This is a genomic window from Pantoea sp. C8B4 (genome assembly GCF_051336905.1).
GTDB lineage: Bacteria > Pseudomonadota > Gammaproteobacteria > Enterobacterales > Enterobacteriaceae > Pantoea > Pantoea rwandensis_B.
The window spans coordinates 53,942-78,189 of sequence record NZ_JBGMNK010000008.1 but is presented as its reverse complement, the minus strand read 5'-3'; the positions used below and the strand labels follow the sequence as shown (position 1 = coordinate 78,189).

The 24,248-nt window shown below is 53.0% G+C and carries 19 protein-coding genes; 9 read left to right on the top strand and 10 right to left on the bottom strand.

The window, feature by feature from the left end; genetic code table 11:
• Positions 1-42: 42 nt before the first annotated feature.
• The 4 genes from ACCW76_RS11945 to pncB form a co-directional block, all read right to left on the bottom strand.
• Positions 43-1,233 (bottom strand): amino acid aminotransferase, encoded by a 1,191-nt coding sequence (locus ACCW76_RS11945; RefSeq protein WP_034820516.1) that lies wholly within the window; start codon positions 1,231-1,233, stop codon positions 43-45.
• 198 nt (positions 1,234-1,431) lie between these two features.
• Complete coding sequence (gene ompC, locus ACCW76_RS11940; protein WP_436338630.1) at positions 1,432-2,541, bottom strand: porin OmpC; 1,110 nt, start codon at positions 2,539-2,541, stop codon at positions 1,432-1,434.
• Positions 2,542-2,841: 300 nt separating this feature from the next.
• Positions 2,842-4,242: an asparagine--tRNA ligase gene (gene asnS / locus ACCW76_RS11935; RefSeq protein WP_038647788.1), complete on the bottom strand. Its 1,401-nt coding sequence runs from the start codon at positions 4,240-4,242 to the stop codon at positions 2,842-2,844.
• 149 nt (positions 4,243-4,391) lie between these two features.
• Positions 4,392-5,597 carry a nicotinate phosphoribosyltransferase gene (gene pncB / locus ACCW76_RS11930; protein ID WP_045816299.1) on the bottom strand — a complete coding sequence of 402 codons (1,206 nt, stop codon included), beginning with the start codon at positions 5,595-5,597 and terminating at the stop codon, positions 4,392-4,394.
• 244 nt (positions 5,598-5,841) lie between these two features.
• On the opposite strand from pncB, the gene pepN reads away from it, so the two are divergent.
• Both pepN and ACCW76_RS11920 read left to right on the top strand, forming a co-directional pair.
• Positions 5,842-8,457 carry an aminopeptidase N gene (pepN, locus tag ACCW76_RS11925; RefSeq protein ID WP_436338629.1) on the top strand — a complete coding sequence of 872 codons (2,616 nt, stop codon included), beginning with the start codon at positions 5,842-5,844 and terminating at the stop codon, positions 8,455-8,457.
• A 24-nt stretch (positions 8,458-8,481) separates the two neighbouring features.
• A complete protein-coding gene (locus tag ACCW76_RS11920; protein WP_436338628.1) occupies positions 8,482-8,622 on the top strand; it encodes a hypothetical protein in 141 nt (46 codons plus the stop codon).
• Between the two features lie 2 nt (positions 8,623-8,624).
• Here ACCW76_RS11920 and ssuB read toward each other — a convergent pair whose 3' ends face one another.
• Genes ssuB through ssuE form a run of 5 tightly spaced genes read right to left on the bottom strand, consistent with a single transcriptional unit; the run spans position 8,625 to position 12,884 of the window.
• Complete coding sequence (gene ssuB / locus ACCW76_RS11915) at positions 8,625-9,410, bottom strand: aliphatic sulfonates ABC transporter ATP-binding protein (protein ID WP_436338627.1); 786 nt, start codon at positions 9,408-9,410, stop codon at positions 8,625-8,627.
• Positions 9,407-10,195 (bottom strand): aliphatic sulfonate ABC transporter permease SsuC, encoded by a 789-nt coding sequence (ssuC, locus tag ACCW76_RS11910; RefSeq protein WP_034820490.1) that lies wholly within the window; start codon positions 10,193-10,195, stop codon positions 9,407-9,409. The genes ssuB and ssuC overlap by 4 nt, the downstream gene beginning before the upstream one ends.
• Before the next feature lie 10 nt (positions 10,196-10,205).
• Positions 10,206-11,351: an FMNH2-dependent alkanesulfonate monooxygenase gene (ssuD, locus tag ACCW76_RS11905; RefSeq protein ID WP_436338626.1), complete on the bottom strand. Its 1,146-nt coding sequence runs from the start codon at positions 11,349-11,351 to the stop codon at positions 10,206-10,208.
• A gap of 11 nt (positions 11,352-11,362) precedes the next feature.
• The gene (locus ACCW76_RS11900) at positions 11,363-12,322 is read right to left on the bottom strand and encodes a sulfonate ABC transporter substrate-binding protein (protein ID WP_436338625.1); all 960 of its coding nucleotides are present in this window, start codon (positions 12,320-12,322) and stop codon (positions 11,363-11,365) included.
• 10 nt (positions 12,323-12,332) lie between these two features.
• On the bottom strand, positions 12,333-12,884 hold the full coding sequence (gene ssuE, locus ACCW76_RS11895; protein ID WP_045816257.1) for an NADPH-dependent FMN reductase: 552 nt from the start codon (positions 12,882-12,884) through the stop codon (positions 12,333-12,335).
• 744 nt (positions 12,885-13,628) lie between these two features.
• Here ssuE and ACCW76_RS11890 point away from each other — a divergent pair.
• The 5 genes from ACCW76_RS11890 to ACCW76_RS11870 all read left to right on the top strand — a co-directional run bounded on the left by ACCW76_RS11890 (position 13,629) and on the right by ACCW76_RS11870 (position 18,994).
• On the top strand, positions 13,629-14,435 hold the full coding sequence (locus tag ACCW76_RS11890) for a hypothetical protein (RefSeq protein WP_436338624.1): 807 nt from the start codon (positions 13,629-13,631) through the stop codon (positions 14,433-14,435).
• A 95-nt stretch (positions 14,436-14,530) separates the two neighbouring features.
• Positions 14,531-16,048 carry a lipopolysaccharide biosynthesis protein gene (locus ACCW76_RS11885; RefSeq protein ID WP_436338623.1) on the top strand — a complete coding sequence of 506 codons (1,518 nt, stop codon included), beginning with the start codon at positions 14,531-14,533 and terminating at the stop codon, positions 16,046-16,048.
• A gap of 2 nt (positions 16,049-16,050) precedes the next feature.
• Positions 16,051-17,052 carry a glycosyltransferase family 2 protein gene (locus tag ACCW76_RS11880; protein WP_436338622.1) on the top strand — a complete coding sequence of 334 codons (1,002 nt, stop codon included), beginning with the start codon at positions 16,051-16,053 and terminating at the stop codon, positions 17,050-17,052.
• 117 nt (positions 17,053-17,169) lie between these two features.
• Positions 17,170-18,180 (top strand): quinone-dependent dihydroorotate dehydrogenase, encoded by a 1,011-nt coding sequence (gene pyrD, locus ACCW76_RS11875; RefSeq protein ID WP_436338621.1) that lies wholly within the window; start codon positions 17,170-17,172, stop codon positions 18,178-18,180.
• 271 nt (positions 18,181-18,451) lie between these two features.
• Positions 18,452-18,994 (top strand): cell division protein ZapC, encoded by a 543-nt coding sequence (locus ACCW76_RS11870; RefSeq protein ID WP_436338620.1) that lies wholly within the window; start codon positions 18,452-18,454, stop codon positions 18,992-18,994.
• A gap of 4 nt (positions 18,995-18,998) precedes the next feature.
• On the opposite strand, the gene ACCW76_RS11865 is transcribed toward ACCW76_RS11870, so the two are convergent.
• Positions 18,999-20,108, bottom strand: coding sequence for a YcbX family protein (locus ACCW76_RS11865; protein WP_436338619.1), 1,110 nt, complete (start codon positions 20,106-20,108; stop codon positions 18,999-19,001).
• Between the two features lie 97 nt (positions 20,109-20,205).
• On the opposite strand from ACCW76_RS11865, the gene rlmKL reads away from it, so the two are divergent.
• The gene (gene rlmKL, locus ACCW76_RS11860) at positions 20,206-22,323 is read left to right on the top strand and encodes a bifunctional 23S rRNA (guanine(2069)-N(7))-methyltransferase RlmK/23S rRNA (guanine(2445)-N(2))-methyltransferase RlmL (protein WP_436338618.1); all 2,118 of its coding nucleotides are present in this window, start codon (positions 20,206-20,208) and stop codon (positions 22,321-22,323) included.
• A 5-nt stretch (positions 22,324-22,328) separates the two neighbouring features.
• Positions 22,329-24,239, top strand: a complete 1,911-nt coding sequence (locus ACCW76_RS11855) for an ABC transporter ATP-binding protein (RefSeq protein WP_436338617.1) — start codon at positions 22,329-22,331, stop codon at positions 24,237-24,239.
• The last annotated feature ends 9 nt before the right edge of the window (positions 24,240-24,248 follow it).

The following is a 24,248-nucleotide window of genomic DNA, read 5'->3' as shown; positions in this document are numbered from 1 at the left end:
AAAATGGGCCATTAAGGCCCATTTCTCATGCTACTGACATGTTTAGAGTACAGCGACAATCGCTTCACACAGCGCAGACATATTGTCTGGCGTCATCCCAGCCACGTTCACACGACCAGAGTTAACGGCATACACGCCGAACTCGTCACGCAGGCGCACAACCTGATCTTTGGTCAGGCCGCTAAACGAGAACATGCCATTCTGCTTAATGATAAAGCTGAAGTCCTGCTTCGCACCTTTCTCTGCCAGGGTATTCACAAACAGCTGACGCATGCGCTGGATGCGCTGACGCATGTCTGTCAGCTCCTGCACCCAGATGGTACGCAACGCGTCGTTACCGAGGATGGTGGCGACCACAGCGGCACCGTGTGACGGTGGGTTAGAGTAGTTAGCACGGATGCTGTATTTCACCTGGCTAAAGGCGGTTTTCGCGACATCGCTGTTGGCTGCAACCAGCGTCAGTGCACCGACACGCTCGTTGTACAGGCCAAAGTTCTTGGAGTAAGAGCTGGCAACGATCAGCTCCTGATGAGACGCGGCGAAAATACGCAGGCCTTCGGCATCTTCATCCAGGCCACGTGCAAAGCCCTGGTAAGCGAAGTCGAACAGTGGCAGCCAACCCTTTTCCTGCGACAGCTTCGCCAGCTGTTGCCATTGGTCCGCAGAAGGATCGACGCCAGTCGGGTTGTGGCAGCAGCCGTGGAACAGCACGACATCACCGGCTTTGGCTTCCTGCAACGAGGCGACCATGCCTGCGAAATCGAGGCTATGGTTGGCTGCATCGTAGTACTGATAATCACAAACTTCCAGACCCGCCGCGTTGAATACGTTTTTGTGGTTCGGCCAGCTAGGATTACTCACCCACACGCGCTTCACATTGGTCTGCGTCGCAAGGAAATCCGCAGCGACGCGCAATGCACCGGTGCCGCCTGGCGTTTGTGCTGTGCACGCGCGGCCCGCTGAAATCAGCGCGCTCTCTTTGCCGAACAGCAGCTCCTGAGTACAGCGAGCAAAATCGGCCAGGCCATCGATGCTCAGGTAATTTTTGGTGGTTTCATTTTCCAGCAGATACTGCTCAGCTTTTTTAACACTGGTGAGTACCGGTGTTTTACCGGTTTCATCTTTATAGACACCAATGCCAAGGTTGATTTTATTCGGGCGGTCGTCGGCGCGAAACAGGTCAGCCAGTCCCAGAATAGGATCGGCGGGTGCGGCAGAGATCGATTCAAACATGAGTCAGTTCCGTTTGGGTGAACTTTAGCGAAATGAGCTATCAGGTTAGCGTCAGATGATACGCTTGCCAACCGCTGACATAAAAAAGAAATAAGCCGCGTGTATAAAGTAGTGGCGCTAATTGAGAAGCTGATCACTGAAAAGCAAAACGGAGCCCGAAGGCTCCGCTTTTAAGCAAAACAAGTCTCTAATCGAAGATTAGAACTGGTATTGCAGGCCAACACCTACTACGTCATCAGTGCTTACGCCCTGAGCACGGGTATAGTTGTTGTCGTCCAGCAGGTTGATTTTGTAGTCAACATAGGTGGACATGTTTTTGTTGAAGTAGTAGTAAGTACCGATTTCGATGTATTTAACCAGATCTGCATCGCCGCCAGCGAAGGTTGCACCGTTAGCAGTGTTACCATTCAGGTCCTTACCTTTAGACTGCAGGTAAGCGATGGATGGGCGCAGACCGAAGTCGAACTGGTACTGTGCAACCACTTCGAAGTTCTGAGTTTTGTTAGCGGTCTGACGAGCAGTGCTACCATAAGCAGTGGTGTTACGTGATTCACCGTAGAAGGCTGCCAGGTAAACGTTGTTCGCGTCATATTTCAGACCGAAAGCGTATGCGTCAGCTTTATCGCCGTTACCATCAGCAACCTGGTCGGTAGTACGGTCAGCTGAGAAGTAAGAACCAACAGCGCTGATACCCATACCGGTGTCATAGGCTACAGAAGTACCCCAGCCATCACCGTTTTGATACAGTGGATCACGGCTGCCTTCGTTTTTGCCCTGGTACTGTACAGCGAAGCTCAGGCCGTTAACCAGACCGAAGAAGTTGCTGTTACGGTAGGTAGCCAGACCGCTAGAACGACCAATCATGAAGTTGTCGTTTTCCTGGTACATGGTATCGTCGCCGAACACTGGCAGTTGGTCAGTGTAAGACATTGCGTCGTAGATAACGCCGTAGTTACGACCGTAGTCGAATGAACCAGCGTCACCGAATTTCAGACCTGCGAAGCCCAGACGGGTTTTGTTACCGTCTTGAACATCGGCACCGCCTTCAGTGTGGTTAGCCTGAATGTTGTATTCCCACTGGCCGTAACCGGTCAGTTGGTCAGTAATCTGAGTTTCACCCTTGAAGCCAAAGCGAACATAAGTGGCGTCGCCGTCGTTGCTAGCGTCGTCAGAGAAAGTGTGACGCGCATCAACTTTACCGTACAGGTCCAGTTTGTTGCCATCTTTGTTATAAATTTCTGCTGCGTTTGCTGCGCCGGCAGCTAACAGAGCAGGGATAACCACTGCAAGAATGTTGCGCTTCATCATTTTTTATTACCCTCATTGGAGTTATTTGGACATCTGCCACTGCCGTCAAGAAACCTTTACGGGAACCTTGAAAGAAGTTTGATGTCTCCTGTGTCTGCACGCATCTTTCCATCACAGGGTTGCTATTTCTAGCCCGAAAATGATTCAAATCTCGCAATTACGTATCAAAAAGCAATTATGTATTACAATTTGTAAAATATCGGGAACTTTGTGAGAGAACTCTAAATTTACAAAAATAAAAAAAGGCCGGCAGTGCCGACCTCGTTATATATATGAATTACTTATATTTAATCGCGAATTTTAGAAATTAGCGTTACGCGGGGTACGTGGGAAGGGGATAACATCCCTTACATTTTGTACGCCGGTGACATAGGCGATTAATCGTTCGAAACCTAATCCGAAGCCAGCATGTGGCACGGTGCCGTAACGGCGCAGGTCACGATACCACCAGTAATCTTCTTTGTTCAGACCCATTTCAGCCAGACGTGCATCCAATACATCCAGACGCTCTTCACGCTGTGAACCACCGATGATTTCACCAATGCCCGGCGCCAGAACATCCATTGCCGCCACGGTTTTACCATCTTCGTTCATACGCATATAGAACGCTTTGATATCTTTTGGATAATTCTTCACCACCACCGGCGCTTTGAAGTGCTTCTCGGCCAGGTAACGTTCGTGTTCGGAGGAAAGATCCACGCCCCAGGACACTGGGTTTTCGAATGTCTGGCCGCTTTTCAGCAGAATGTCGACCGCATCGGTGTAGTCCACCTGCGCGAAATCGGTTGTGACAAAACGTTCTAAGCGCGCAATCGCATCTTTGTCTACGCGTTCTGCGAAGAACGCCATATCGTCAGCACGCTCTTCGAGCACCGCTTTGAACACATACTTCAGCATGGCCTCAGCCAGCGCAGCAGCATCGTCAAGGTTGGCGAAAGCGACTTCCGGTTCCAGCATCCAGAATTCCGCTAAGTGGCGGCTGGTGTTGGAGTTTTCGGCACGGAAAGTTGGGCCAAAGGTATAGACTTTTGACAGCGCACAGGCATAGGTTTCGGCGTTCAACTGACCAGACACGGTCAGGAAGGCTTCTTTACCAAAGAAGTCTTTATCGTAATCGACTTTGCCTTGCGGATCGCGCGGCAGGTTTTCCATGTCCAGCGTAGAAACACGGAACATCTCGCCCGCACCTTCCGTATCGGATGCAGTGATCAGTGGGGTGGACACCCAGAAATAGCCATTTTCGTGGAAGAAGCGATGCAGCGCCTGCGCCAGGGTATGACGTGTACGTGCCACAGCACCGACCAGGTTGGTGCGCGGGCGCAGGTGTGCAACTTCACGCAGATATTCAATACTGTGGCGCTTCGCTGCCATCGGATAAGTGTCCGGGTCATCTACCCAGCCAGTGACTTCCACTTTGGTCGCCTGCAGCTCGAATGCCTGGCCTTCGCCCGGAGATTCCACCACTTTACCGGTGACAATCACTGAACAGCCCGTGGTCAGACGCAGCACTTCATCCTGATAATTATTCAGAGAATTATTGACGACGGCCTGAACGGGATTAAAGCAGGAACCGTCATAAACGGCGATAAAGGAAAGACCGGCTTTGGAATCTCTTCGGGTACGCACCCAACCACGCACGGTGACTTCACTGTCAACCGCGACACGGCCGTGCAGTACATCCGCTACAGGCACTACGCTCATAAATATCTCTCTATATATAGAAGTGGATAAAAGCCCCATTTCGGGGTTTTGCTATGTTACTTGCGAGCCATCAGGAAACAAGCAATTTTGCAGGGGGAAAGGGGAGATTTGTTGTGAAAGCGCAGGGTGCGAACACCCTGCATCAATGATTAGCTGGCTCTTTTCACCAGAGGAAGGTCGAATGCCTTGCGCAGGGCGCGCACGAAGGCTTTGTCCTGGCAGATGGTTTTACCTGGGCTGTCAGACAGTTTCGCCACCGGTTTGCCGTTACAGCTCACCAATTTGATCACGATGTTAAGCGGTGTCACGCCGGGGATATCGCAGGTGAGGCGGGTGCCGATGCCGAATACCACGTTGGCGCGTTGACCAAAGTGGCGATAGAGCGCCAGCGCTTTGTCCAGATTGAGGTTGTCGGAGAACACCAGCGTTTTGCTTTTAGGATCAATATCCAGACGCTGATAGTGCGCAATCGCCTTTTCGCCCCATTCCACCGGATCGCCCGAATCATGGCGCAAGCCCTGATAACGATGTGCAAAACCGGGACCGAAATCACGCAGGAAAGCATCCATGGTGATGCAGTCTGTCAATGCGATACCGAGTTGGTCATCATATTCATCCAGCCAGGATTGCAGCGCCGCACGTTGGCTGTTGGCCAGCACCGGGCTAATTTGTTGATGCGCCTGGAACCATTCATGTGCCTGAGTGCCCACCGGGTTGAGCTGTAAGCGGCGCGCCAGATCATAGTTACTGGTGCCCACCAACCACGGGAATTCGGCTTTCAGGGTCGCGACGATCGTTTCCTGTACATTTTTTGAGTAACGACGGCGTGTGCCGAAATCCATCAGCTGGAAGCGCGACATATCGAGATCGCCAACCTGTTCACGGAACGTCACCAGTTTTTGCTGCAGATGAGCCACCGCGTGCTCTACGCCAATGTCCGGTGTGCGATGGCGATGCACCACTTCACTGATCAGCGCCAGCAGCGGGACTTCCCATAAAATCACTTCGCGCCATGGCCCGCTGATTTGAAGGGCCAAACGGCCATTCTCATTGCGTACGTTGACCTGAGAAGGATCAAAGCGGAATTGGCGCAGCCAGTTGAGGTAATCGGATTCAAAGAAAGGTAAGCCACTGAGGTAGTTATATTCGTCGTCGCTCAGGGCGAGAGAGGGCAGTGTATCGAGTTGCGCGCGAATCTCATCGGCATACTGGCCGAGCAATTCATCGCCGCGACAACGAAATTCTGCCGTTACCGGGACATCGTAGTAACGATGATAAACGGCCTGCTGCATATGAAGTTTATACGCATCGGTATCAAGCAGCGTGGTCAAAATCGGGGAAGCATGTCCAGTCATGGTGCGTTTCAGCATCCTCTTCCGCGGAGCAGAGCCCGGTGTCAACAAAGTCATAAAGACGCAGGAGTATAAAACAGTAATGACCGCGATCACACCATAATTGCGGGTGGCAGGTCGAGGGTCATTTGTGCCATTGTTAATGAATTGTAGCCTTTTCAGCAAAGGCACGCATTGTGCGTGGCAACGAAGGCGCAACCCGCTTAGACTTTGACGGGTAGACATTTCAACGATGCGAGAAGGACTTATGACGCAACAGCCGCAAATTAAATATCGCCACGACTATCGTGCGCCCGATTATACCATCACTGATATTGACCTGACTTTTGACCTCGATGCGGCTTCCACGCGCGTGACCGCCGTCAGTCAGGTGAAGCGTCTCGGTGCTGCGGATGCCGAACTGCGTCTTGATGGCGAAGATCTTACGTTGATCTCGCTGGCAGTGGATGGCACCCCGTGGTCACACTATCGTGAGGAAGAAGGTGCGTTGGTGTTAAGCCAGCTGCCGGAGAACTTTACGCTGACCCTGATTAATGACATCCATCCGGACAAAAACACCGCGCTGGAAGGGCTCTACAAGTCGGGTGATGCGCTCTGTACCCAGTGTGAAGCGGAAGGTTTCCGCCATATTACCTGGTATCTTGATCGCCCGGATGTGCTGGCACGTTTTACCACCACGATTATTGCAGATGCATCGAAATATCCGTTCTTGCTGTCAAACGGCAACAAACTGGAGAGCGGTCGTCACGAGGATGGTCGTCACTGGGTGAAGTGGCAGGATCCGTTCCCGAAACCTTGCTACCTGTTTGCCTTGGTGGCCGGTGACTTTGATGTGCTGCGTGATAGCTTTACCACGCGCTCAGGGCGTGATGTGGCGCTGGAGATCTTTGTCGATCGTGGCAATCTCGATCGCGCCGACTGGGCGATGACCTCATTGAAAGCCAGCATGAAGTGGGATGAAGAGCGCTTCAATCTCGAATATGACCTCGATATCTTCATGATCGTCGCGGTGGATTTCTTCAATATGGGCGCGATGGAGAATAAGGGCCTCAACGTCTTTAACTCCAAATATGTGCTAGCGAAAGCCGAGACCGCGACCGACAAAGATTACCTCGGCATTGAGGCAGTGATTGGTCACGAGTACTTCCATAACTGGACTGGCAACCGCGTCACCTGTCGAGACTGGTTCCAGCTGAGCCTGAAAGAGGGTTTAACCGTGTTCCGTGACCAGGAGTTCAGTTCTGATCTCGGCTCGCGTGCGGTGAACCGCATCGACAACGTACGTGTGATGCGCGGCGCGCAGTTTGCTGAAGACGCCAGCCCAATGGCGCATCCGATCCGCCCGGATCAGGTGATCGAGATGAACAACTTCTATACCTTGACCGTTTACGAGAAAGGCTCTGAAGTGATTCGTATGATGCATACCTTACTCGGTGAAGAGAATTTCCAGAAAGGCATGCAACTTTACTTTGAACGTCATGATGGCAGTGCCGCGACCTGCGACGATTTTGTGCAGGCGATGGAAGATGCCTCCAATGTTGATCTGTCACAGTTCCGTCGCTGGTATAGCCAGGCCGGTACGCCGGTGCTGACGGTGCGTGACGACTACAATCCTGAGCTGGAGCAGTACACGCTGCATGTGACACAACATACGCCACCAACGGCCGAGCAGAAAGAGAAGTTGCCGCTGCATATCCCGTTGGATATCGAACTGTACGATAACGAAGGCAAGGTGATTCCGCTGCAGCATAACGGCCATCCGGTGCATCACGTGCTGAATGTCACGGAAGAGTTCCAGACCTTTATTTTCGATAACGTCCACTTCCAGCCAGTGCCGTCACTGCTGCGCGAATTTTCTGCGCCGGTGAAGCTCGACTATAAATGGAGCGATGCGCAGCTGACGTTCCTGATGCGCCACGCCCGCAATGATTTCTCGCGCTGGGATGCTGCGCAAAGCCTGCTGGCCACCTACATTCGCCTGAATGTGGCACGCCACCAGCAGGGACAGCCGCTATCTTTACCGTTGCACGTGGCGGATGCCTTCCGCGCGGTGTTACTGGAAGAGCAGAGCGATCCGGCGTTAACGGCGCTGATTTTATCGCTGCCCTCCGAGAATGAAATCGCGGAGCTGTTTGAGGTGATCGATCCTCAGGCAATTTCTGCAGTGCGTGCCGCGCTGGTACACGCGCTGGCAACCGAACTGAGCGATGAATTGTTTGCTGTGTATCTGGCAAACCAGAGCCAGGAATACAAGGTTGAGCATACAGAGATTGGCAAGCGCGCACTGAAAAATGTCTGCCTGAGCTATTTGGCGTTCGCCGATGCAGAGCAGGCGGATAAGTTAGTGCAGGCGCAGTATCAGCAGGCGACCAATATGACGGATGCACTGGCCGCGCTCTCAGCAGCAGTGGCAGCGCAGTTGCCGTGTCGTGAAGCCTTGCTGGCCGCGTATGACGAGCGCTGGCATCAGGATGGCCTGGTGATGGACAAATGGTTTGTGCTGCAAGCCACCAGTCCGGCGGATAACGCATTGAGCAAGGTGCGTGAACTGCTCAATCACCGTTCTTTCACCATGGGTAACCCGAACCGCATTCGTTCACTGATTGGGGCTTTTGCGGCTGGCAACCCAGCAGCGTTCCACGCCAAAGACGGCAGTGGTTATCAGTTCCTGGTGGAGATGTTGACCGATCTCAACACGCGTAATCCGCAAGTGGCGGCGCGTATGATCGAGCCATTGATTCGTCTGAAACGTTATGATGCCGATCGTCAGGCATTGATGCGTCAGGCGCTGGAAACGTTAAAAGGGCTGGATAAGCTGTCGGGCGATCTGTACGAGAAGATCACCAAAGCGTTGAACGCCTGATAAGATAAAAGCCGCATCATTGTGATGCGGCTTTTGCTGAACTCACTGCCACTTTCTCTGGTTGCGTGGAGTGACAGTGGCACTATACCGATCGACATCGACATCGACATCGACATCGACATCGACATCGACATCGACATCGACATCGACTTCGACTTCGACTAACGCTACTGGGCGAATTTCAGCGGCTGCTCTGCCGGACTGCGCTTCATCACACGATCCAGCACTTCTGCTTCCAGTTCCGCCAGTCGCGCCGATCCACGTCGACGTGGTCGCGCGAGGTCCACGGTTAAATCCAGCCCAATCTGCCCCTCTTCAATCAGCAATACGCGATCGGCCATCGCCACTGCTTCACTGACATCATGGGTGACCAGCAACACCGTGAAGTTATGTTGTTGCCATAGCGATTCAATCAATCCCTGCATCTCAATACGCGTCAGTGCATCCAGCGCACCCAGGGGTTCATCCAGCAGCAACAAACCCGGTCGATGAATCAACGCGCGAGCCAGCGCCACACGCTGCTTTTGCCCACCCGATAGCGCCGCTGGCCACTCGTTAGCGCGATCGGCTAAACCTACCGCCTCCAGTGCTTCCAGCGCGGCAGCCCGCCATTCACGCCCCTTCAAACCCAGGCCCACATTATCGATAACCTTTTTCCACGGCAGCAGACGTGCATCCTGGAACATGAGGCGCGTGTCTTCGCGTGCTTGCGCTAACGGCGCAGTGCCTGCCAGCAGCTCACCGCGCGAAGTGGATTCCAGTCCCGCCAGCAGGCGCAGCAGGGTACTTTTACCGCATCCGCTGCGGCCCACTACCGCAACAAACTGCCCTGCCGGGATGTGCAGATTGATGTTGTTGAGGATGGTGCGATCACCATATTGCTTGCTGACGCCGTTAACGCCAACCGGGGTGCCGCTGTTCAGACGCGACGGGCTTAACGTTGCGTTGCTCATGCGTTCTCCTTCAATTGATAAGCCGGATGCCAGCGCAACCATACGCGCTCCAGCAGTTGAGCGGCGACATCGGCCAGTTTGCCGAGCAGCGCATAGAGAATGATGGCGACCACCACCACATCGGTTTGCAGAAACTCACGTGCATTCATCGCCAGATAGCCAATGCCAGAATTGGCCGAGATAGTTTCAGCCACAATCAGCGTCAGCCACATCAGGCCGAGGGCAAAGCGCACGCCCACCATGATCGAAGGCAGCGCACCCGGCAGAATCACCTGAATAAACAGACTCCAGCCAGAAAGACCATAACTGCGCGCCATCTCCACCAGACCGCGATCGATATTACGGATACCGTGATAAGTGTTGAGGTAAATCGGGAATAAGGTGCCAAGCGCTACCAGAAAAATCTTGGCTGACTCATCGATGCCAAACCACAGAATCACCAGCGGGATCAATGCCAGATGCGGCACGTTGCGCAGCATCTGCACTGAGGTATCCAGCAAACGTTCACCCACGCGTGAGGTGCCGGTGATCAAGCCAAGCACCAAGCCGATCGAGCCGCCAATGGCAAAGCCAATCGCCGCACGCCAGCCACTGATGGCGAGGTTTTGCCACAATTCACCACTCACCGTCAGCTTCCAGAACGTAATAATGATGTTTTCCGGCGATGGCAGAATGCGTGTTGAGAGCCAGCCCACCTGAGAGGCGAGTTGCCACACCGCAACCAGCAGTACCGGTAAGGCCCAGGGCAGCAGGGCATTACTCAGCTGTTTTTGAAACTTTGCCATCCTGAACTCCTTAGCTCTGAGACACTTTCTGTGGGGTGAAATCGTTGGCAACCGCTTCACCGTGCGCTTGCACCACTCGAGGTTTCGGCACTTCAGGGATAGCCAAATCAAGGTGTGGGAACAGCAGCTCACCGACACGATAGGCCTCTTCAAGATGCGGATAGCCTGAGAGAATAAAGGTCTCGATGCCGAGGTCGCTGTACTCCTGCATACGTGCAGCCACGGTTGGGCCATCGCCCACCAGCGCAGTACCGGCACCGCCACGCACCAAACCCACGCCCGCCCACAGGTTCGGGCTGATCTCCAGCTTGTCACGTCGGCCACCGTGCAGCGCAGCCATGCGCTGCTGTCCGACAGAATCGGTACGGGCAAAGGCCGCTTGCGCTTTGGCAATGGTGGCATCGTCGAGATGAGCAATCAGGCGATCTGCTGCCTGCCAGGCCTCTTGATTGGTTTCGCGCACGATGACGTGCAGACGAATGCCGAAGCGCACTTTACGGCCCTGCGCCGCCGCTTTGGCACGCACTTGATCAATTTTCTCTTTGACTAATGCCGGGGGCTCGCCCCAGGTGAGATAAACATCGACCTGCTCAGCGGCGAGATCCTGCGCGGCATCGGATGAACCGCCAAACCACAGCGGTGGACGTGGCTGTTGTACCGGTTTGAACATCAGGCGTGCACCGCGCACTTTGACGTGTTTACCCTCGTAATCCACGGTTTTGCCTTCTGAAACGCGACGCCATACGCGGGTGAATTCCGCGGATTCTTCATAACGCTCGCGATGATCGAGGAACACGCCGTCACCCGCCAGCTCTTCAGGATCGCCGCCAGTGACCAGGTTAAACAGCGCGCGCCCGTTGGACAGACGATCAAGTGTCGCGGCCTGGCGCGCTGCCTGCGTTGGTGAAATCACGCCCGGACGCAGCGCCACGAGGAAGCGCAAACGTTGCGTCACCGGAATCAGTGACGCGGCCACCAGCCAGGCATCTTCGCAGGAGCGGCCGGTGGGGATCAGCACGCCACCAAAGCCAAGGCGATCGGCGGCCTGAGCAATCTGCTGCAGATAACCGTGATCGACAGGACGCGAACCTTCGGCGGTGCCAAGATAGTGCCCATCACCGTGGGTCGGGAGAAACCAGAATACGGATATGCTCATGATTCAATTCCTTATGGCTGGGCGGACTGTGGATGCCAGATGCGGTCAGTGATGTTCACTTTTACCGGCATCAGATGATTGGCATAAAACAGGTCGGCCGTTTGTTGTTGGGCCTGCGCAGTATGTGCGCTGACCGGCGTAATCGTGGTGGGTGGACGATGGTCGAGATAGCTGGCAATCACCGGCTTGGGTAAGCCCATCGCCTGTGCCAGCAGGTCGATGCTTTGGCCGCGTTGGCTGCGGGTCAGCGCGTCGGCATCACTAAAGGTTTGCAGCACTTGCTGGACAAATGGACCGTTGGCTTCGGCATATTTGCGTGTGGCTAAATAGAAGGAACCGGTCTGGTTGAGCTTGCTGCCATCAGCCAGCACGCGCACGTTGCCTTGCAGTAAGGCGGCAGAGTAGTAGGGATCCCAGATTGCCCAGGCATCAACATCGCCCTGCTGGAAAGCGGCTCGCGCATCGGCGGGGGTCAGATAGGTGGGTTGGATATCTTTAAAGCTCAGGCCGGCCTGCTCCAGCGCACGCAACAATAAGTTGTGTGAACTGGAGCCCTTCTGAAAGGCCACTTTATGGCCTTTCAAATCGGCAACACGCTGAATCGGGCTGTCTTTGGGCACCAGAATCACTTCAGCCTGAGGTTTCGGTGGTTCGGAACCGACATAAAGCAGATCCGCGCCTGCTGCCTGTGCAAAAAGCGGCGGAATATCACCGGTGCTACCTAAATCAATGCTGTCGACATTCAGCGCCTCCAGCATTTGCGGTCCTGCTGGAAATTCAATCCATTTGATCTGTGTGTGGGGGAAACGCTGTTCCAGCATCTGGTGAGATTTTGCTAACACCATGCTCACCGATCCCTTTTGATATCCCACACGCAACTGCGCCGGGGCATCAGCGGCATTAGCGTTGGCACTCAGCGCAATCAGCGCGGCAAAGGCCGGTAGCAGTAAAGCTGTTAACATCCTTTTCATGATTCTTCCTTTATACCGCTTGTGCGTAAGGTTGATGGCGACGATGCAGTGCATGCCAGAATGTATCCAGCGCGTCGTCGATGCGATCGGCCAGCTGTGGATCCAGCTCTGGCTGGCGGTCGTAATTCACTATTTGCGTGTCGGTGGCAAACACGCCATGCAGCACTTCCTGGGCTTTTAGGGCATTCAAGACCGGCTTGAGCGCGTAATCCACGGCCAGCAAATGGGATGCACTGCCGCCGCTGGCCAATGGCAATACCACTTTGTGTTCCAGGGCGCGTTCTGGCAGCAAATCAAGCAGGGTTTTCAGCGCACCCGAAAATGACGCTTTATAAATGGGGGTGGCAACAATCAGTCCGTCTGCTAGCGCCAGGTCGGCTTTCAACGCGTTGAGGGCTGGGGAGTCAAAGCGTGCATAGAGCAGATCGTCCGCCTGGAAGTTGTGAATATTCCAGGGAATGACTTCAACACCGCGTGCTTCCAACGCGTGCTGGCACAGGCTGAGCAGTGCAGTAGAGCGCGATGGGAAGCGAGGGCTGCCCGCCAGCGTAATAACCCGCATGGTCACTCCTTATAACTGAAAGTTATTGATTATTTGATATTGAGAACTGATGTGTTCAATACTGGCAGAGCGCGTGCGCGGGTATAAATGATTTATCTGGCAAACTTAAGCCGAAAAATGGGATTGGCTGGAGGGGGATGTTTTTGAGAAAGGCATGCCGTGTTCTGGACTAAGGATATTCTGAAAACCCAGCGAGATGAATGCTTCTTACTTAAGCACGGGCGTGAGTATCACTCAGGGGAATGATTAATTTGGATGAAGTTTCTTATTAATAGAGTGTTTGAAAGAGAAAATGAAGGATGAATGAACCTTTCAAACGATAAAAGAATATTTTTTCTTTTACGAATGAAAGGGTAGAGGGGGAGTGATCAAACCGAAGTGCCTTTTTTGAGCGGCTAGTCATTTCTGGATGGGGGCGTAACTCTGGTAAATAATGGATTAATCCGTGATTAAGTGTGTCCAAAAGCGTGCAAACATTAAAAACAAGACATGCCTTACTCCTGTTCTGGCTAAAAATTGTTATCTTTATTCTCGATGCTTTAGCCCTAATTCAGAAAGTTTAAACAATTCAGATTAGGGTGACGTCTGGAAGGCCGACAAAAAGTGAATTCTCTGCCTTTAGCCTGTTTATAATCTGTTGAGATTAATTGCGCTAAAAATCTTCATCAGCTTGTCTGTTATTTTTTACTTGAGCATTTCATTGGGAAAGGTTCAGGTTTTCATCTTTTATTGGGGATATAAAATATGGAACGCTTTTCTCAGGATCACTATGTGTCTGGCCCAGCGATGAACACAGGGCAAGAAAATCGACTGCGATCAGATTTAACCTTTCGCTGCTATGAGCTCCAACCGGTTATCACCTCTCAACGCTTTAATTTGGTCAATACAGACCCTGACAGGATTGCAGGGTTGAATGAGGATGACTTCTTGCTGTTTGCACCCGCTGGCTTTACGCCTGCAGATACACTGCTGCTGGAGGTCGCTAAATGCAGCGATCAGCGGCCCGAGCTGAACTGTTTTATCCAGCCTCTGTCTCCTCAGCACACCATGACAACGGGGCTGCAGTCTTCATTACAACTCTTTCAGCAGTTACAGACCGGGCAGTATTGGTGTCAACATTACCTTGTCATCCTTCGTGTTGCGCTTGTCTACGCCGCAACACCTTTAGATCGCATGCAGGATGTGATGCTCGCTGGGTTGATTAATACGGAGTCAGTCTGGGTACTGGATACCTTAAATAGCGCCAGTGACGAAAAAGCGTGTGCCGCGTTAAGCTATCAACAATTTATGCAAGAGTATGAAAAACTAACCCGAATGACCCATTATCTGCCTGAAAGGAATGCTTATCGGCAAAGTTATTTAAGGGGCGGGTTATTGAACCTGATTCAACAGGATTTAAACCAAACAGATAAGCTCTCTGATAATGTGCGGCACGCCATTCACTATTTTTCAGAGCAGTTTCCTGCGCAGGGTGTCATGGAAAAACTCATGTTGAAACAACCGGACATCTATTTCAATCTGATGAAAGTCAGAAAAACCTCTGTTGCATGAGACCAACGTTAGTTTTAAGAATTAGTCCCGTGTGCGCCGGGCTGTTTTTATGCCACGCTAATTCTCCTTGAGAAAAAACTGACACCAAAACACTTATGTCGATTAAACGTAACGCGATTGCCAACTATGTTGGCCAAATCTATCTGACGCTGTCAGGTATTTTGGTGGTACCACTTTATATTCAACATTTAGGAATGGAAGCTTACGGATTGGTCGGCTTCTTTTCTATTTTATTGACGTGGTTACAACTGCTGGATGCGGGAGTTTCTACCACCTTGATGCGTGAAGCTGCGCGCTATCGTGCCAATCAAGCCGAATTTGTCTGGTTCCCGGCGCTGTTTGCCACCTTGACACGATTCTTCCTGATTTCAACACTGATTCTTGTGGTGCTGGGTTGGATTGCCACGCCGTGGATTGCTGCTCATTGGCTCAATGCGCAACATCTGCCAGCCAACGATGTGGTGATTGCGGTTGGCATCATGGTCATTACCGCGGCCATCCGCTGGCGTACCAGCCCGTATCGTAGCGTGATTGTCGGATTTGAACATCAGGTCTGGCTGAATGGCGTTAACCTGATCATCACCACTTTGCGTACTTTTGGTGCCGTGGTGGTGATTCAGTTTTTCCCTAATCCTGTGCTGACCTTCTTTATCTGGCAATTGCTGGTATCGATTGCCGAAGCGGCATGCTGTATCTACAAATCCTGCCAGCTGGTCCCGCGTTCCGCGCGCAAAGAGAAGCGTGATGACCTTAAAGGCGTATTGCGGCCCTTTATTCGTTTTGCGCTCAGCGCGGCCTACTCCAGTGCGGTCTGGACCTTTATTTCACAAATTGACCGACTGGTTCTGTCCAAAACCCTGCCGCTGAGCCAATACGGTTCGTTTACCGTGGTGGCGACTGCGGCAACCGGCATTCTGCTGCTCAGCAGCCCTATTATGCAGGCGATTGTGCCGCGCATGACCGGCATGAAAACCCGTAATGAAGGCGATGCGGAAGCGCTAAAACTCTATCGCTATACCACTCAGGCCGTCGCCATATTTATGGCACCGCTCAGTATTACCATTGCCTGCTATGCCGGACCGCTGCTTTGGGCCTGGACCCAGAAAACCCAGATTGTGGATGAGATGTCATTTGTGCTCAGTCTCTACGCGCTGGGCAGTGGCATTCAGGCCATCTGTGGCCTGCTGTATCACCTGCAATACATCAACGGCAATCTCAAATTGCATATGCAAGGCTTCAGCGTGTTCGCATTGATTTTGGTACCGCTCAACATCTGGTGCGCGATGCATTTTGGCGCACTGGGTACCGGATGGTTGTGGCTGGGGCAAAACATCTTCTATTTAGTGGGTTGGGCATGGCTGGTACACCGCCGTTTCGCGCCCGGTCTGCATTTCACCTGGCTCACGCGTGATGTGATGTTGATTTGGGCGACATCCGCGCTGATTGCCTGGTTAAGCACCTTCCTGCCTATCGACTGGAATCAAAACCGTTGGATCAACCTGCTGTGGTTAGGCCTGATTGGCGCAGTCAATCTTGGTGTGTGCTGTTTGCTGCATAGCCTGGTGCTAAAGCGTCTGCGCTTGCCGTTATTCAATGTTGAGGAGAGAGGATGAGAATGTTGACATCTCGCCGCGTGCCGACCGTTTCAGTCATCGTGCCAAACTGGAACTGTGCCCCGTGGCTGCCAGAAGCGATGGGTTCGCTGTTACGTCAATCATCACCGCCCGATGAGATCATTATCATTGATGACGGTTCCAGTGATAGCAGTGTGGCCTGGCTCACCGCTTTCGCTGCTGCGCATCCGCAGGTCACACTGCTGAGCGGTGAACGCGGCGGCGTCAGCGCGGCGCGCATGAAAGGACTCGCCGCAGCCACCGGTGATTTTGTCTATTTTATGGATGCGGATGATTTCGTTTCGACTGAACTGTTTGCTGATTTTCGACGGGTACAGGCACGGCATCAGGAGATTGATCTGTTCTGTTTTGGCGCGAAGATGTTTCTTGATCTGCCTGTGGCGCAGCGCCAGTATCAACGTATTCATCAACGTCATGTCAGTGGCTTATTGCCCGGGGGCAGGGCAAGTCTGCACATTTTGCTGCAGCACCAGTCGGCACATCGCGTGGTGTGGAGTTCGATCATGTCGCGACGTTTAATCGATCAGCTGGCGTTGCAGTTCCTTCCCATACAGAACCACGAAGATGCGCCCTGGATGTTTGCGCTCTATATGGCCGCCCGTCAAATCTACTGCACCAGCCAAAGCTACTACTACAAGCGCTTCATGCTCAGTTCATTGTCACAGAGCACGCGTGATTTTTCGTGGGTGAAAAATTACTTCATTGCGCGGCAAAGCAGCGAGCAGTTTTTACGCGACCAGCAGCAACCCGTTGATGAGTTGTTGCTGGACGATTACTACCAGACGGTGATGAAGGGCTGCCTCGCGCAAATTCGTAAAAATCACATGACCGTGCCCAATGAATGGCAGGATCCGGTGAATCAGGTGGTACGTAAGATGCTGCAACAGGATTCGCGCCTGAAACTGCTGTGGTATTGCCCGTCGATTTACCTCGGATTGCAAAATGTTCGTGAACAGGTCGGGCGCTATTCTGCACGTCGCTGACCGTGATCAATTCTCCCGCTGCTGATTAAATTTACTTTTGCGCCAGAGGCCTTTACCATTCTGGCGCACAAATTTCCGTGCACCCGACTTCTTCGCTTCCGCCATTCAGGAGAGTGCATGTTATATCCTATCGTCCGGCCGGCGCTGTTTAAGCTCGATCCAGAGCGTGCGCACGAACTCACCTTTCAACAATTACGTTTTATCAGCGGAACGCCGCTGGAAGGACTGATTCGCCAGTCGCTGCCGTCACGCCCGGTGACCTGCATGGGATTGACTTTCCCTAACGCGCTGGGGCTTGCTGCAGGCCTCGATAAAAACGCAGAGTGCATTGATGCCTTTGGTGCGATGGGTTTCGGCTTCGTGGAAGTTGGGACGGTGACGCCACGTCCACAGGCTGGTAATGATAAGCCGCGCATGTTCCGTCTGGTGGAAGCGGAAGGGATTATTAATCGCATGGGCTTTAATAATCACGGCGTCGATCACTTAGTCGAGAACGTTAAAAAAGCACGCTTCAAAGGCATCCTCGGTATCAATATTGGCAAAAATAAAGATACGCCAGTGGAGCAAGGCAAAGACGATTATCTGATCTGTATGGAAAAGGTGTATGCCCATGCCGGTTATATTGCCATCAATATTTCATCGCCAAACACACCTGGATTACGCACGCTGCAATATGGCGAAGCGCTGGACGATCTGCTTTCGGCGATCAAATTAAAACAAAAAGAGCTGCAGGAACGGCACCTTAAATATGTGCCGGTCGCGGTGAAGATCGCGCCGGATCTTTCTGAAGAAGAATTGATCCAGGTTGCCGACAGTTTGGTGCGCCATGAAATTGACGGTGTCATTGCCACGAATACCACGCTTGATCGTGCTTTGGTTGCTGGACTTAAATATGCCGATGAGATGGGGGGATTAAGTGGCCGTCCGGTGCAGTCACGCAGTACTGAAGTGATTCGCCGCTTGTCGCAAGAGTTGCAGGGTCGCTTACCTATTATTGGCGTCGGTGGTATTGATTCACTGGTTTCCGCTCGTGAAAAAATGGCCGCAGGGGCCACATTGGTGCAGATATACTCTGGCTTTATTTATAAAGGCCCAGGTTTAATTAAAGATATCGTGACCCATCTCTAAGACATTTCCCACTTTCCCGCGCCGGGGGGTTTATTTATCCCTTCGGCTCGTTTATATTTTGTCCTGCTGATGTTTTTTTCAGCTTTTCCTTAGGCTGATATTTTTAAATCTAGCGTTCGGCCCCCTAAATAATTCGCTTTGTCGTAAGGCGGCAAGTGGGTGAATCCCCTGGAGCTTACTTAAGTAAGTGACGGGAGTGAGCACACGCAGCCAACGCAATTGCAGAGTGAAGTATGACGGGGATAGCGCAGCGATAACTACAGGGCATATCATGAAGTTTAAACCTGATGATAACTGGCGTTGGTATTTTGACGCAGAGCACGATCGTATGATGCTGGATTTGGCCGATGGCATGCTATTTCGTTCGCGCTTCTCGCGTAAAATGCTGACACCGGATGCCTTTAATGTCAGTGGTTTTTGTGTCGATGACGCTGCACTGTATTTTACGTTTGAAGAGCGTTGCCGACAGAGTGGATTAAAAGGCGATCAGCGCGCTGAATTAGTGTTAAACGCATTAGTCGCGAGTCGTTTTTTAAAACCGCTCATGCCAAAAAGCTGGCATTTCACCAGCCATGCCCAGAGCTGGCAACCCGCATCAGGCGATATGGTGGCCGTGACGCTGGCCGATAGCGGCGAACAGGCGCAATTGCTGGTGGTCGACAGTGGCGAAAATGCGGCGCTGTGCTTGCTGGCGCAAAATACATTATCGGTAGCCGGTAAAGGTATGCAGTTAGGCGATGCGATTAAGATCATGAACGATCGTTTGCGACCGCATCAGCAGGAACAAAACGCCCACTTTGCGCGGGCGGTTTAAGCGTTTAAGCCAGAACAATATCGCCTGCTGGAATACAGCTACAACTGAGAATCGTTCCATCTGCGCGCACTGCGCTCTGTTTCAGCGCCTTCACTTCGCCCGATACCAGCGTCATCTTGCAGCTACCGCATATCCCGGCACGACACGAGTAGGGAATGCGAAAGCCCTGCATCTCCAGTTGTTCCAGTAGCACTTGCTGGTTGTCGCCGGTAAATTCACTGCCCTGATAGCCAATGATCACTTCTGCCTGTTGGCTGGTAACCGGTTTGAGGGTTTCCACCACCGCGCCCGCGCCGTAAGCTCGCGGTGTCTGACGAACCAAAACCGTGAGCTCATCGCCAACGCGGATCACGCCGCTGTTACGGGCGATCAGATTCAGACCGAAATCGATATCTCCGCTACCGTCCTGACCGCTGCGGAAACGTTGTAACGTGGCCAGGGGTTCACCTTCGGGATGTTTGCGTCCGCTTTCGGTGCCAACGGTGGTGAATACACAGCGGCTGCAAGGCTTGGGCATATCAAAAACAACCTCGCCGATTTTAACCTGCTTCCAGCTGTCTTCATCCCATGCCGCTGCGCCGCTGACCACCAGGTTAGGGCGGAATTGCTCAACGCGAACGCTGGCCGGGCAACGCTGCTGCAGATCCTGCAGTGACGACATATTCACCAGCAGGAAGGGAAAACCATCCGCGAAACTCAGCGATACCTCATCAAATTTTTTCACCCGCCGCGTGGGAGCAACACCGGTCCAGCGCAATTGCACGGGACGCGGGAAGAATTCGCTCAGCCAATCATTAATTTCAGCGGGCGCAATATGCGAGGTGAAATGATTCCCCCACACTTCAGTGGGTGACAACTGCGCCGTGAAATCGCTAAAGCGAATTAGCGCCTGGCTGCCATCTGGGGCATTTAAAAATAAGCCATCAGGCAACAGCGCGGGGGTAAAACGCACCATGTCCGGATACTGCCGTGCAGTGATAAAGGTGCCGTCCAGTTCGGTCACCATGAAGATGCGATCAAACGCCAGACCACTCTCCAGCACCTGTGCATGAGACAGTTGCAAACCGCGCATGGATTTGACCGGATGGATATAGAGGCGAGAAAGCGTAATCATCGAGACTCCAACAGGACAAAAAGAAGCTAACTTTATGACATAGGACGCTGATTCGCTATAATGCGCAACAATTTTAGCAAGAGTAAAAAGTGACGATATGAATTCTCTGTTTGCCAGTACGGCGCGTGGGCTCGAAGAGCTGTTAAAAACTGAGCTGTACGCGCTGGGTGCGCAGGATTTGCAGGTGGTGCAGGGCGGCGTCCACTTCCGTGCCGATGACCGTGTGATGTACCAAAGCCTGCTGTGGAGCCGACTGGCTTCGCGTATTTTGCTGCCGCTGGGAGAATTTGGCGTCTGGAGCGATCTCGACCTGTATGTGGGCGCGCAGAGCATTCCCTGGACCGAGATGTTCGAGAGCAGCACCAGCTTTGCGATTCACTTTAGCGGCACCAATGAGGTGATCCGTAACAGCCAGTTCGGCGCGTTGCGTATTAAAGATGCGATCGTTGACAGCTTCACGCGCCAGAACCTGGAGCGTCCAAGTGTGGATCGTGAACAACCGGGCATTCGCATTAATGCGTGGCTGAATAAAGATCGCGTGAGCATCGCACTGGATCTGAGCGGCGATGCGCTCCATCAGCGTGGCTATCGTCAGCAAACCGGCCAGGCCCCGCTGAAAGAAACGCTGGCGGCCGCGATTGTGATGCGTTCTGGCTGGCAGAGCACCACGCCATTGATCGATCCGATGTGCGGTTCCGGTACTTTACTGCTGGAAGCGGCACTGATCGCCACCGATCGCGCACCGGGCCTGCTGCGTAGCCATTGGGGCTTCAACCGCTGGAAAAACCATAATCAGGCGGTCTGGCAAGACGTACTGGCTGAGGCGAAAGAGCGTGCCCGTGTGGGCACCGCAGCCACAACCGCGCGTTTCTTCGGTTACGACAATGACAGCCGCGTGCTGGAATCCGCGCGTGCCAATGCGCGTCGTGCTGGTGTGTTCGAGCTGTTCACCTTTGCTCAGCAGGATGTGATTAAGCTGAAAAACCCGCTGGCGGGCCAGGAGATCACGGGCACCGTGCTGAGCAACCCGCCTTACGGCGAACGTCTGGAAAGCGAACCCGCGTTGATTGCGTTACACAGCCTGCTGGGACGTATCATGAAGCAGCAGTTTGGTGGCTGGAATCTGTCGCTGTTCAGTGCGTCACCGGAACTGCTGAGCTGCCTGCAACTGCGCGCCGACCGCCAATTCAAAGCCAAAAACGGCCCATTGGAATGTGTGCAGAAAAACTACCAGCTGGCTGCGACCAGCGGTGAAGGTAGCGCGCAGATTGCCGAAGACTTTGCCAACCGTCTGCGTAAGAACATCAAGAAGCTAGAAAAGTGGGCGAAGCAGTCCAACATTGAATGCTATCGCTTGTATGATGCCGACTTGCCGGAATACAACGTCGCGGTAGACCGTTACGGCGACTGGGTGGTGATTCAGGAATATGCCCCGCCGAAAACCGTGGATGCTAATAAAGCACGCCAGCGTCTGTTCGATGTGATCAGCGCCACCCTGAGCGTGCTGGAGCTCCCGGCCAATCGACTGGTGATGAAAACCCGTGAGCGTCAGAAGGGTAAAAATCAGTATCAGAAGCTGGGAGAAAAGGGCGACTTCTTCGAAGTCCAGGAGTTTGACGCGCGTCTGCTGGTGAATCTGACCGATTATCTCGACACCGGTTTGTTCCTGGATCACCGTCTGGCGCGTCAGATGCTGGGCAAAATGAGTGCCGGTAAAGACTTCCTGAATCTGTTTGCCTACACCGGCACCGCCAGCGTGCACGCCGGGTTAGGCGGCGCGAAAACCACGACCACCGTGGATATGTCTCGCACTTATCTGGAATGGGCCGAGCGTAACCTGCGTCTTAACGGTTTGACCGGACGCCAGCATCGACTGATGCACGCCGATTGCCTGAGCTGGTTGCGTGACAGTGACGAACAATTTGATGTGATCTTCATCGATCCACCGACGTTCTCTAATTCCAAACGAATGGAAGACGATTTTGACGTGCAGCGCGATCACATGATGCTGATGCAGAATCTGAAACGTCTGCTGCGTCGCGGTGGCACCATTATGTTCTCGAATAACAAGCGCGGCTTCAAAATGGACCTCGACGGCTTAGCCGCTCTGGGTCTGCAGGCGCAGGAAATTACCCAAAAAACGTTGTCGCAAGATTTCGCACGCAACCGTCAAATTCACAACTGCTGGCTGGTTAGCCACGCCGGTAAGGAATAAGTTTTATGTCACTGATCAGTATCCATGGCGCTTACCTCTCATTCAGCGATGCGCCGCTGTTGGATAACACCGAACTGCACATCGAAGAGGGCGAACGCGTCTGTCTGGTGGGCCGTAACGGTGCCGGTAAATCCACATTAATGAAAATCATCAACGGCGAGCAACCGCTGGATGATGGCCGCATTATTTACGAACAAGATTTGGTGGTGGCACGTCTGCAACAGGACCCACCTCGCAACATCACCGGTTCAGTCTACGATTTCGTCGCTGAAGGCGTTGCGGAACAGGCTGAGCATCTGAAAGCCTATCACGCGATTTCTCATCTGGTGATGGAAGATCCTAGCGAGAAAAACCTCAACGAAATGGGTCGTCTGCAAACTATTCTGGATCATCAGAATTTGTGGCAACTGGATAGTCGTATCAATGACGTATTGCAGCAGATTGGTCTGGAAGCCGACACCGAGCTTTCCTCGCTCTCCGGCGGTTGGCTGCGTAAAGCCGCGCTGGGCCGTGCGCTGGTGAGCAACCCGCGGGTGCTGATGCTCGATGAACCGACTAACCACCTCGATATTGAAACTATCAACTGGCTGGAAACCTTCCTCAAAACCTTTACCGGCAGCATCGTGTTTATCTCGCACGACCGTTCGTTTATCCGCAATATGGCGACGCGTATTGTCGATCTCGACCGCGGTAAACTGGTTTCATGGCCGGGCGATTACGATCAATTCCTGGTGGGTAAAGAAGAAGCACTGCGCGTCGAAGAGATGCAGAACGCGGAGTTTGACCGCAAGCTGGCGCAGGAAGAAGTCTGGATTCGCCAGGGCATCAAAGCGCGCCGTACCCGTAATGAAGGCCGCGTGCGCGCATTAAAAGCGCTGCGTCGTGAACGTTCAGAACGCCGTGATGTGATGGGCAAAGCCAACATGCAGGTTGGCGAAGCCGCGCGCTCAGGCAAGATTGTGTTTGAGATGGAAAACGTTAACTACAGCGTGGATGGCAAAACGCTGGTGCGTGATTTCTCTACTCAGGTGCAGCGCGGCGATAAGATAGCCCTGATTGGTCCGAACGGCTGTGGTAAAACCACCTTACTGCGTCTGATGCTGGATGAGTTAAAAGCCGACAGTGGTCGCGTGCACTGCGGGACTAAACTGGAGATCGCTTACTTCGATCAGCACCGTGCCGAACTGGATCCGGACCGTACCGTGATGGATAACCTCGCGGAAGGTAAGCAGGAAGTGATGGTGAACGGCAAGCCGCGCCATGTGCTGGGCTATCTGCAGGACTTCCTGTTCCATCCGAAGCGTGCGATGACGCCAGTGCGTGCGTTATCCGGTGGTGAACGTAACCGCCTGTTGTTAGCGCGTTTGTTCCTGAAACCCAGCAACCTGTTGATTCTCGATGAACCGACCAACGACCTCGACGTGGAAACGCTGGAGCTGTTGGAAGAGCTGGTGGATGGTTATCAGGGCACCGTGATGCTGGTGAGCCACGATCGTCAATTCGTCGATAACACCGTGACCGAATGCTGGATCTTTGAAGGCAACGGTGAGATTGGTGCCTTTGTCGGTGGCTATCACGATGCACAGCTGCAGCGCAGCGCGTACAAGCAAACCAAATCCGCCACGGTGAAAGCCCCCTCGGCTGCACCAAAAGCCGCAGATAAAAATGAGCCAAAACGCAGCGCAAACAAACTAAGCTATAACCTGACACGTGAACTGGAACAGCTGCCGCAAAAACTGGAGCAACTGGAAACGCGTATTGGTGAACTGCAGGCGAAGATGAGCCACCCAGACTTTTTCAGCCAGCCGCATGACAAAACTCAGCCCGTTTTGGATGCCTTAGCGCAGACCGAAAAAGAGCTGGAAGTGGCGTTTGAACGCTGGGAAGAGTTAGAAGCGCTGAAAAACGGCGCGTAACACAGAGGA

Bases quoted from the DNA above. Each gene is read 5' to 3' on its own strand.
- ACCW76_RS11920 (WP_436338628.1), top strand. From the start codon at position 8,482: ATGCGGCTTTTGCTGAACTCACTGCCACTTTCTCTGGTTGCGTGGAGT.
- ACCW76_RS11945 (WP_034820516.1), bottom strand. From the start codon at position 1,233: ATGTTTGAATCGATCTCTGCCGCACCCGCCGATCCTATTCTGGGACTG.
- ACCW76_RS11900 (WP_436338625.1), bottom strand. From the start codon at position 12,322: ATGAAAAGGATGTTAACAGCTTTACTGCTACCGGCCTTTGCCGCGCTG.
- ACCW76_RS11855 (WP_436338617.1), top strand. From the start codon at position 22,329: ATGTCACTGATCAGTATCCATGGCGCTTACCTCTCATTCAGCGATGCG.
- ACCW76_RS11880 (WP_436338622.1), top strand. From the start codon at position 16,051: ATGTTGACATCTCGCCGCGTGCCGACCGTTTCAGTCATCGTGCCAAAC.
- rlmKL (WP_436338618.1), top strand. From the start codon at position 20,206: ATGAATTCTCTGTTTGCCAGTACGGCGCGTGGGCTCGAAGAGCTGTTA.
- ssuC (WP_034820490.1), bottom strand. From the start codon at position 10,195: ATGGCAAAGTTTCAAAAACAGCTGAGTAATGCCCTGCTGCCCTGGGCC.
- ACCW76_RS11890 (WP_436338624.1), top strand. From the start codon at position 13,629: ATGGAACGCTTTTCTCAGGATCACTATGTGTCTGGCCCAGCGATGAAC.
- ACCW76_RS11885 (WP_436338623.1), top strand. From the start codon at position 14,531: ATGTCGATTAAACGTAACGCGATTGCCAACTATGTTGGCCAAATCTAT.
- pepN (WP_436338629.1), top strand. From the start codon at position 5,842: ATGACGCAACAGCCGCAAATTAAATATCGCCACGACTATCGTGCGCCC.
- asnS (WP_038647788.1), bottom strand. From the start codon at position 4,242: ATGAGCGTAGTGCCTGTAGCGGATGTACTGCACGGCCGTGTCGCGGTT.
- ssuE (WP_045816257.1), bottom strand. From the start codon at position 12,884: ATGCGGGTTATTACGCTGGCGGGCAGCCCTCGCTTCCCATCGCGCTCT.
- ompC (WP_436338630.1), bottom strand. From the start codon at position 2,541: ATGATGAAGCGCAACATTCTTGCAGTGGTTATCCCTGCTCTGTTAGCT.
- ssuB (WP_436338627.1), bottom strand. From the start codon at position 9,410: ATGAGCAACGCAACGTTAAGCCCGTCGCGTCTGAACAGCGGCACCCCG.
- pyrD (WP_436338621.1), top strand. From the start codon at position 17,170: ATGTTATATCCTATCGTCCGGCCGGCGCTGTTTAAGCTCGATCCAGAG.
- pncB (WP_045816299.1), bottom strand. From the start codon at position 5,597: ATGACTGGACATGCTTCCCCGATTTTGACCACGCTGCTTGATACCGAT.
- ACCW76_RS11870 (WP_436338620.1), top strand. From the start codon at position 18,452: ATGAAGTTTAAACCTGATGATAACTGGCGTTGGTATTTTGACGCAGAG.
- ssuD (WP_436338626.1), bottom strand. From the start codon at position 11,351: ATGAGCATATCCGTATTCTGGTTTCTCCCGACCCACGGTGATGGGCAC.
- ACCW76_RS11865 (WP_436338619.1), bottom strand. From the start codon at position 20,108: ATGATTACGCTTTCTCGCCTCTATATCCATCCGGTCAAATCCATGCGC.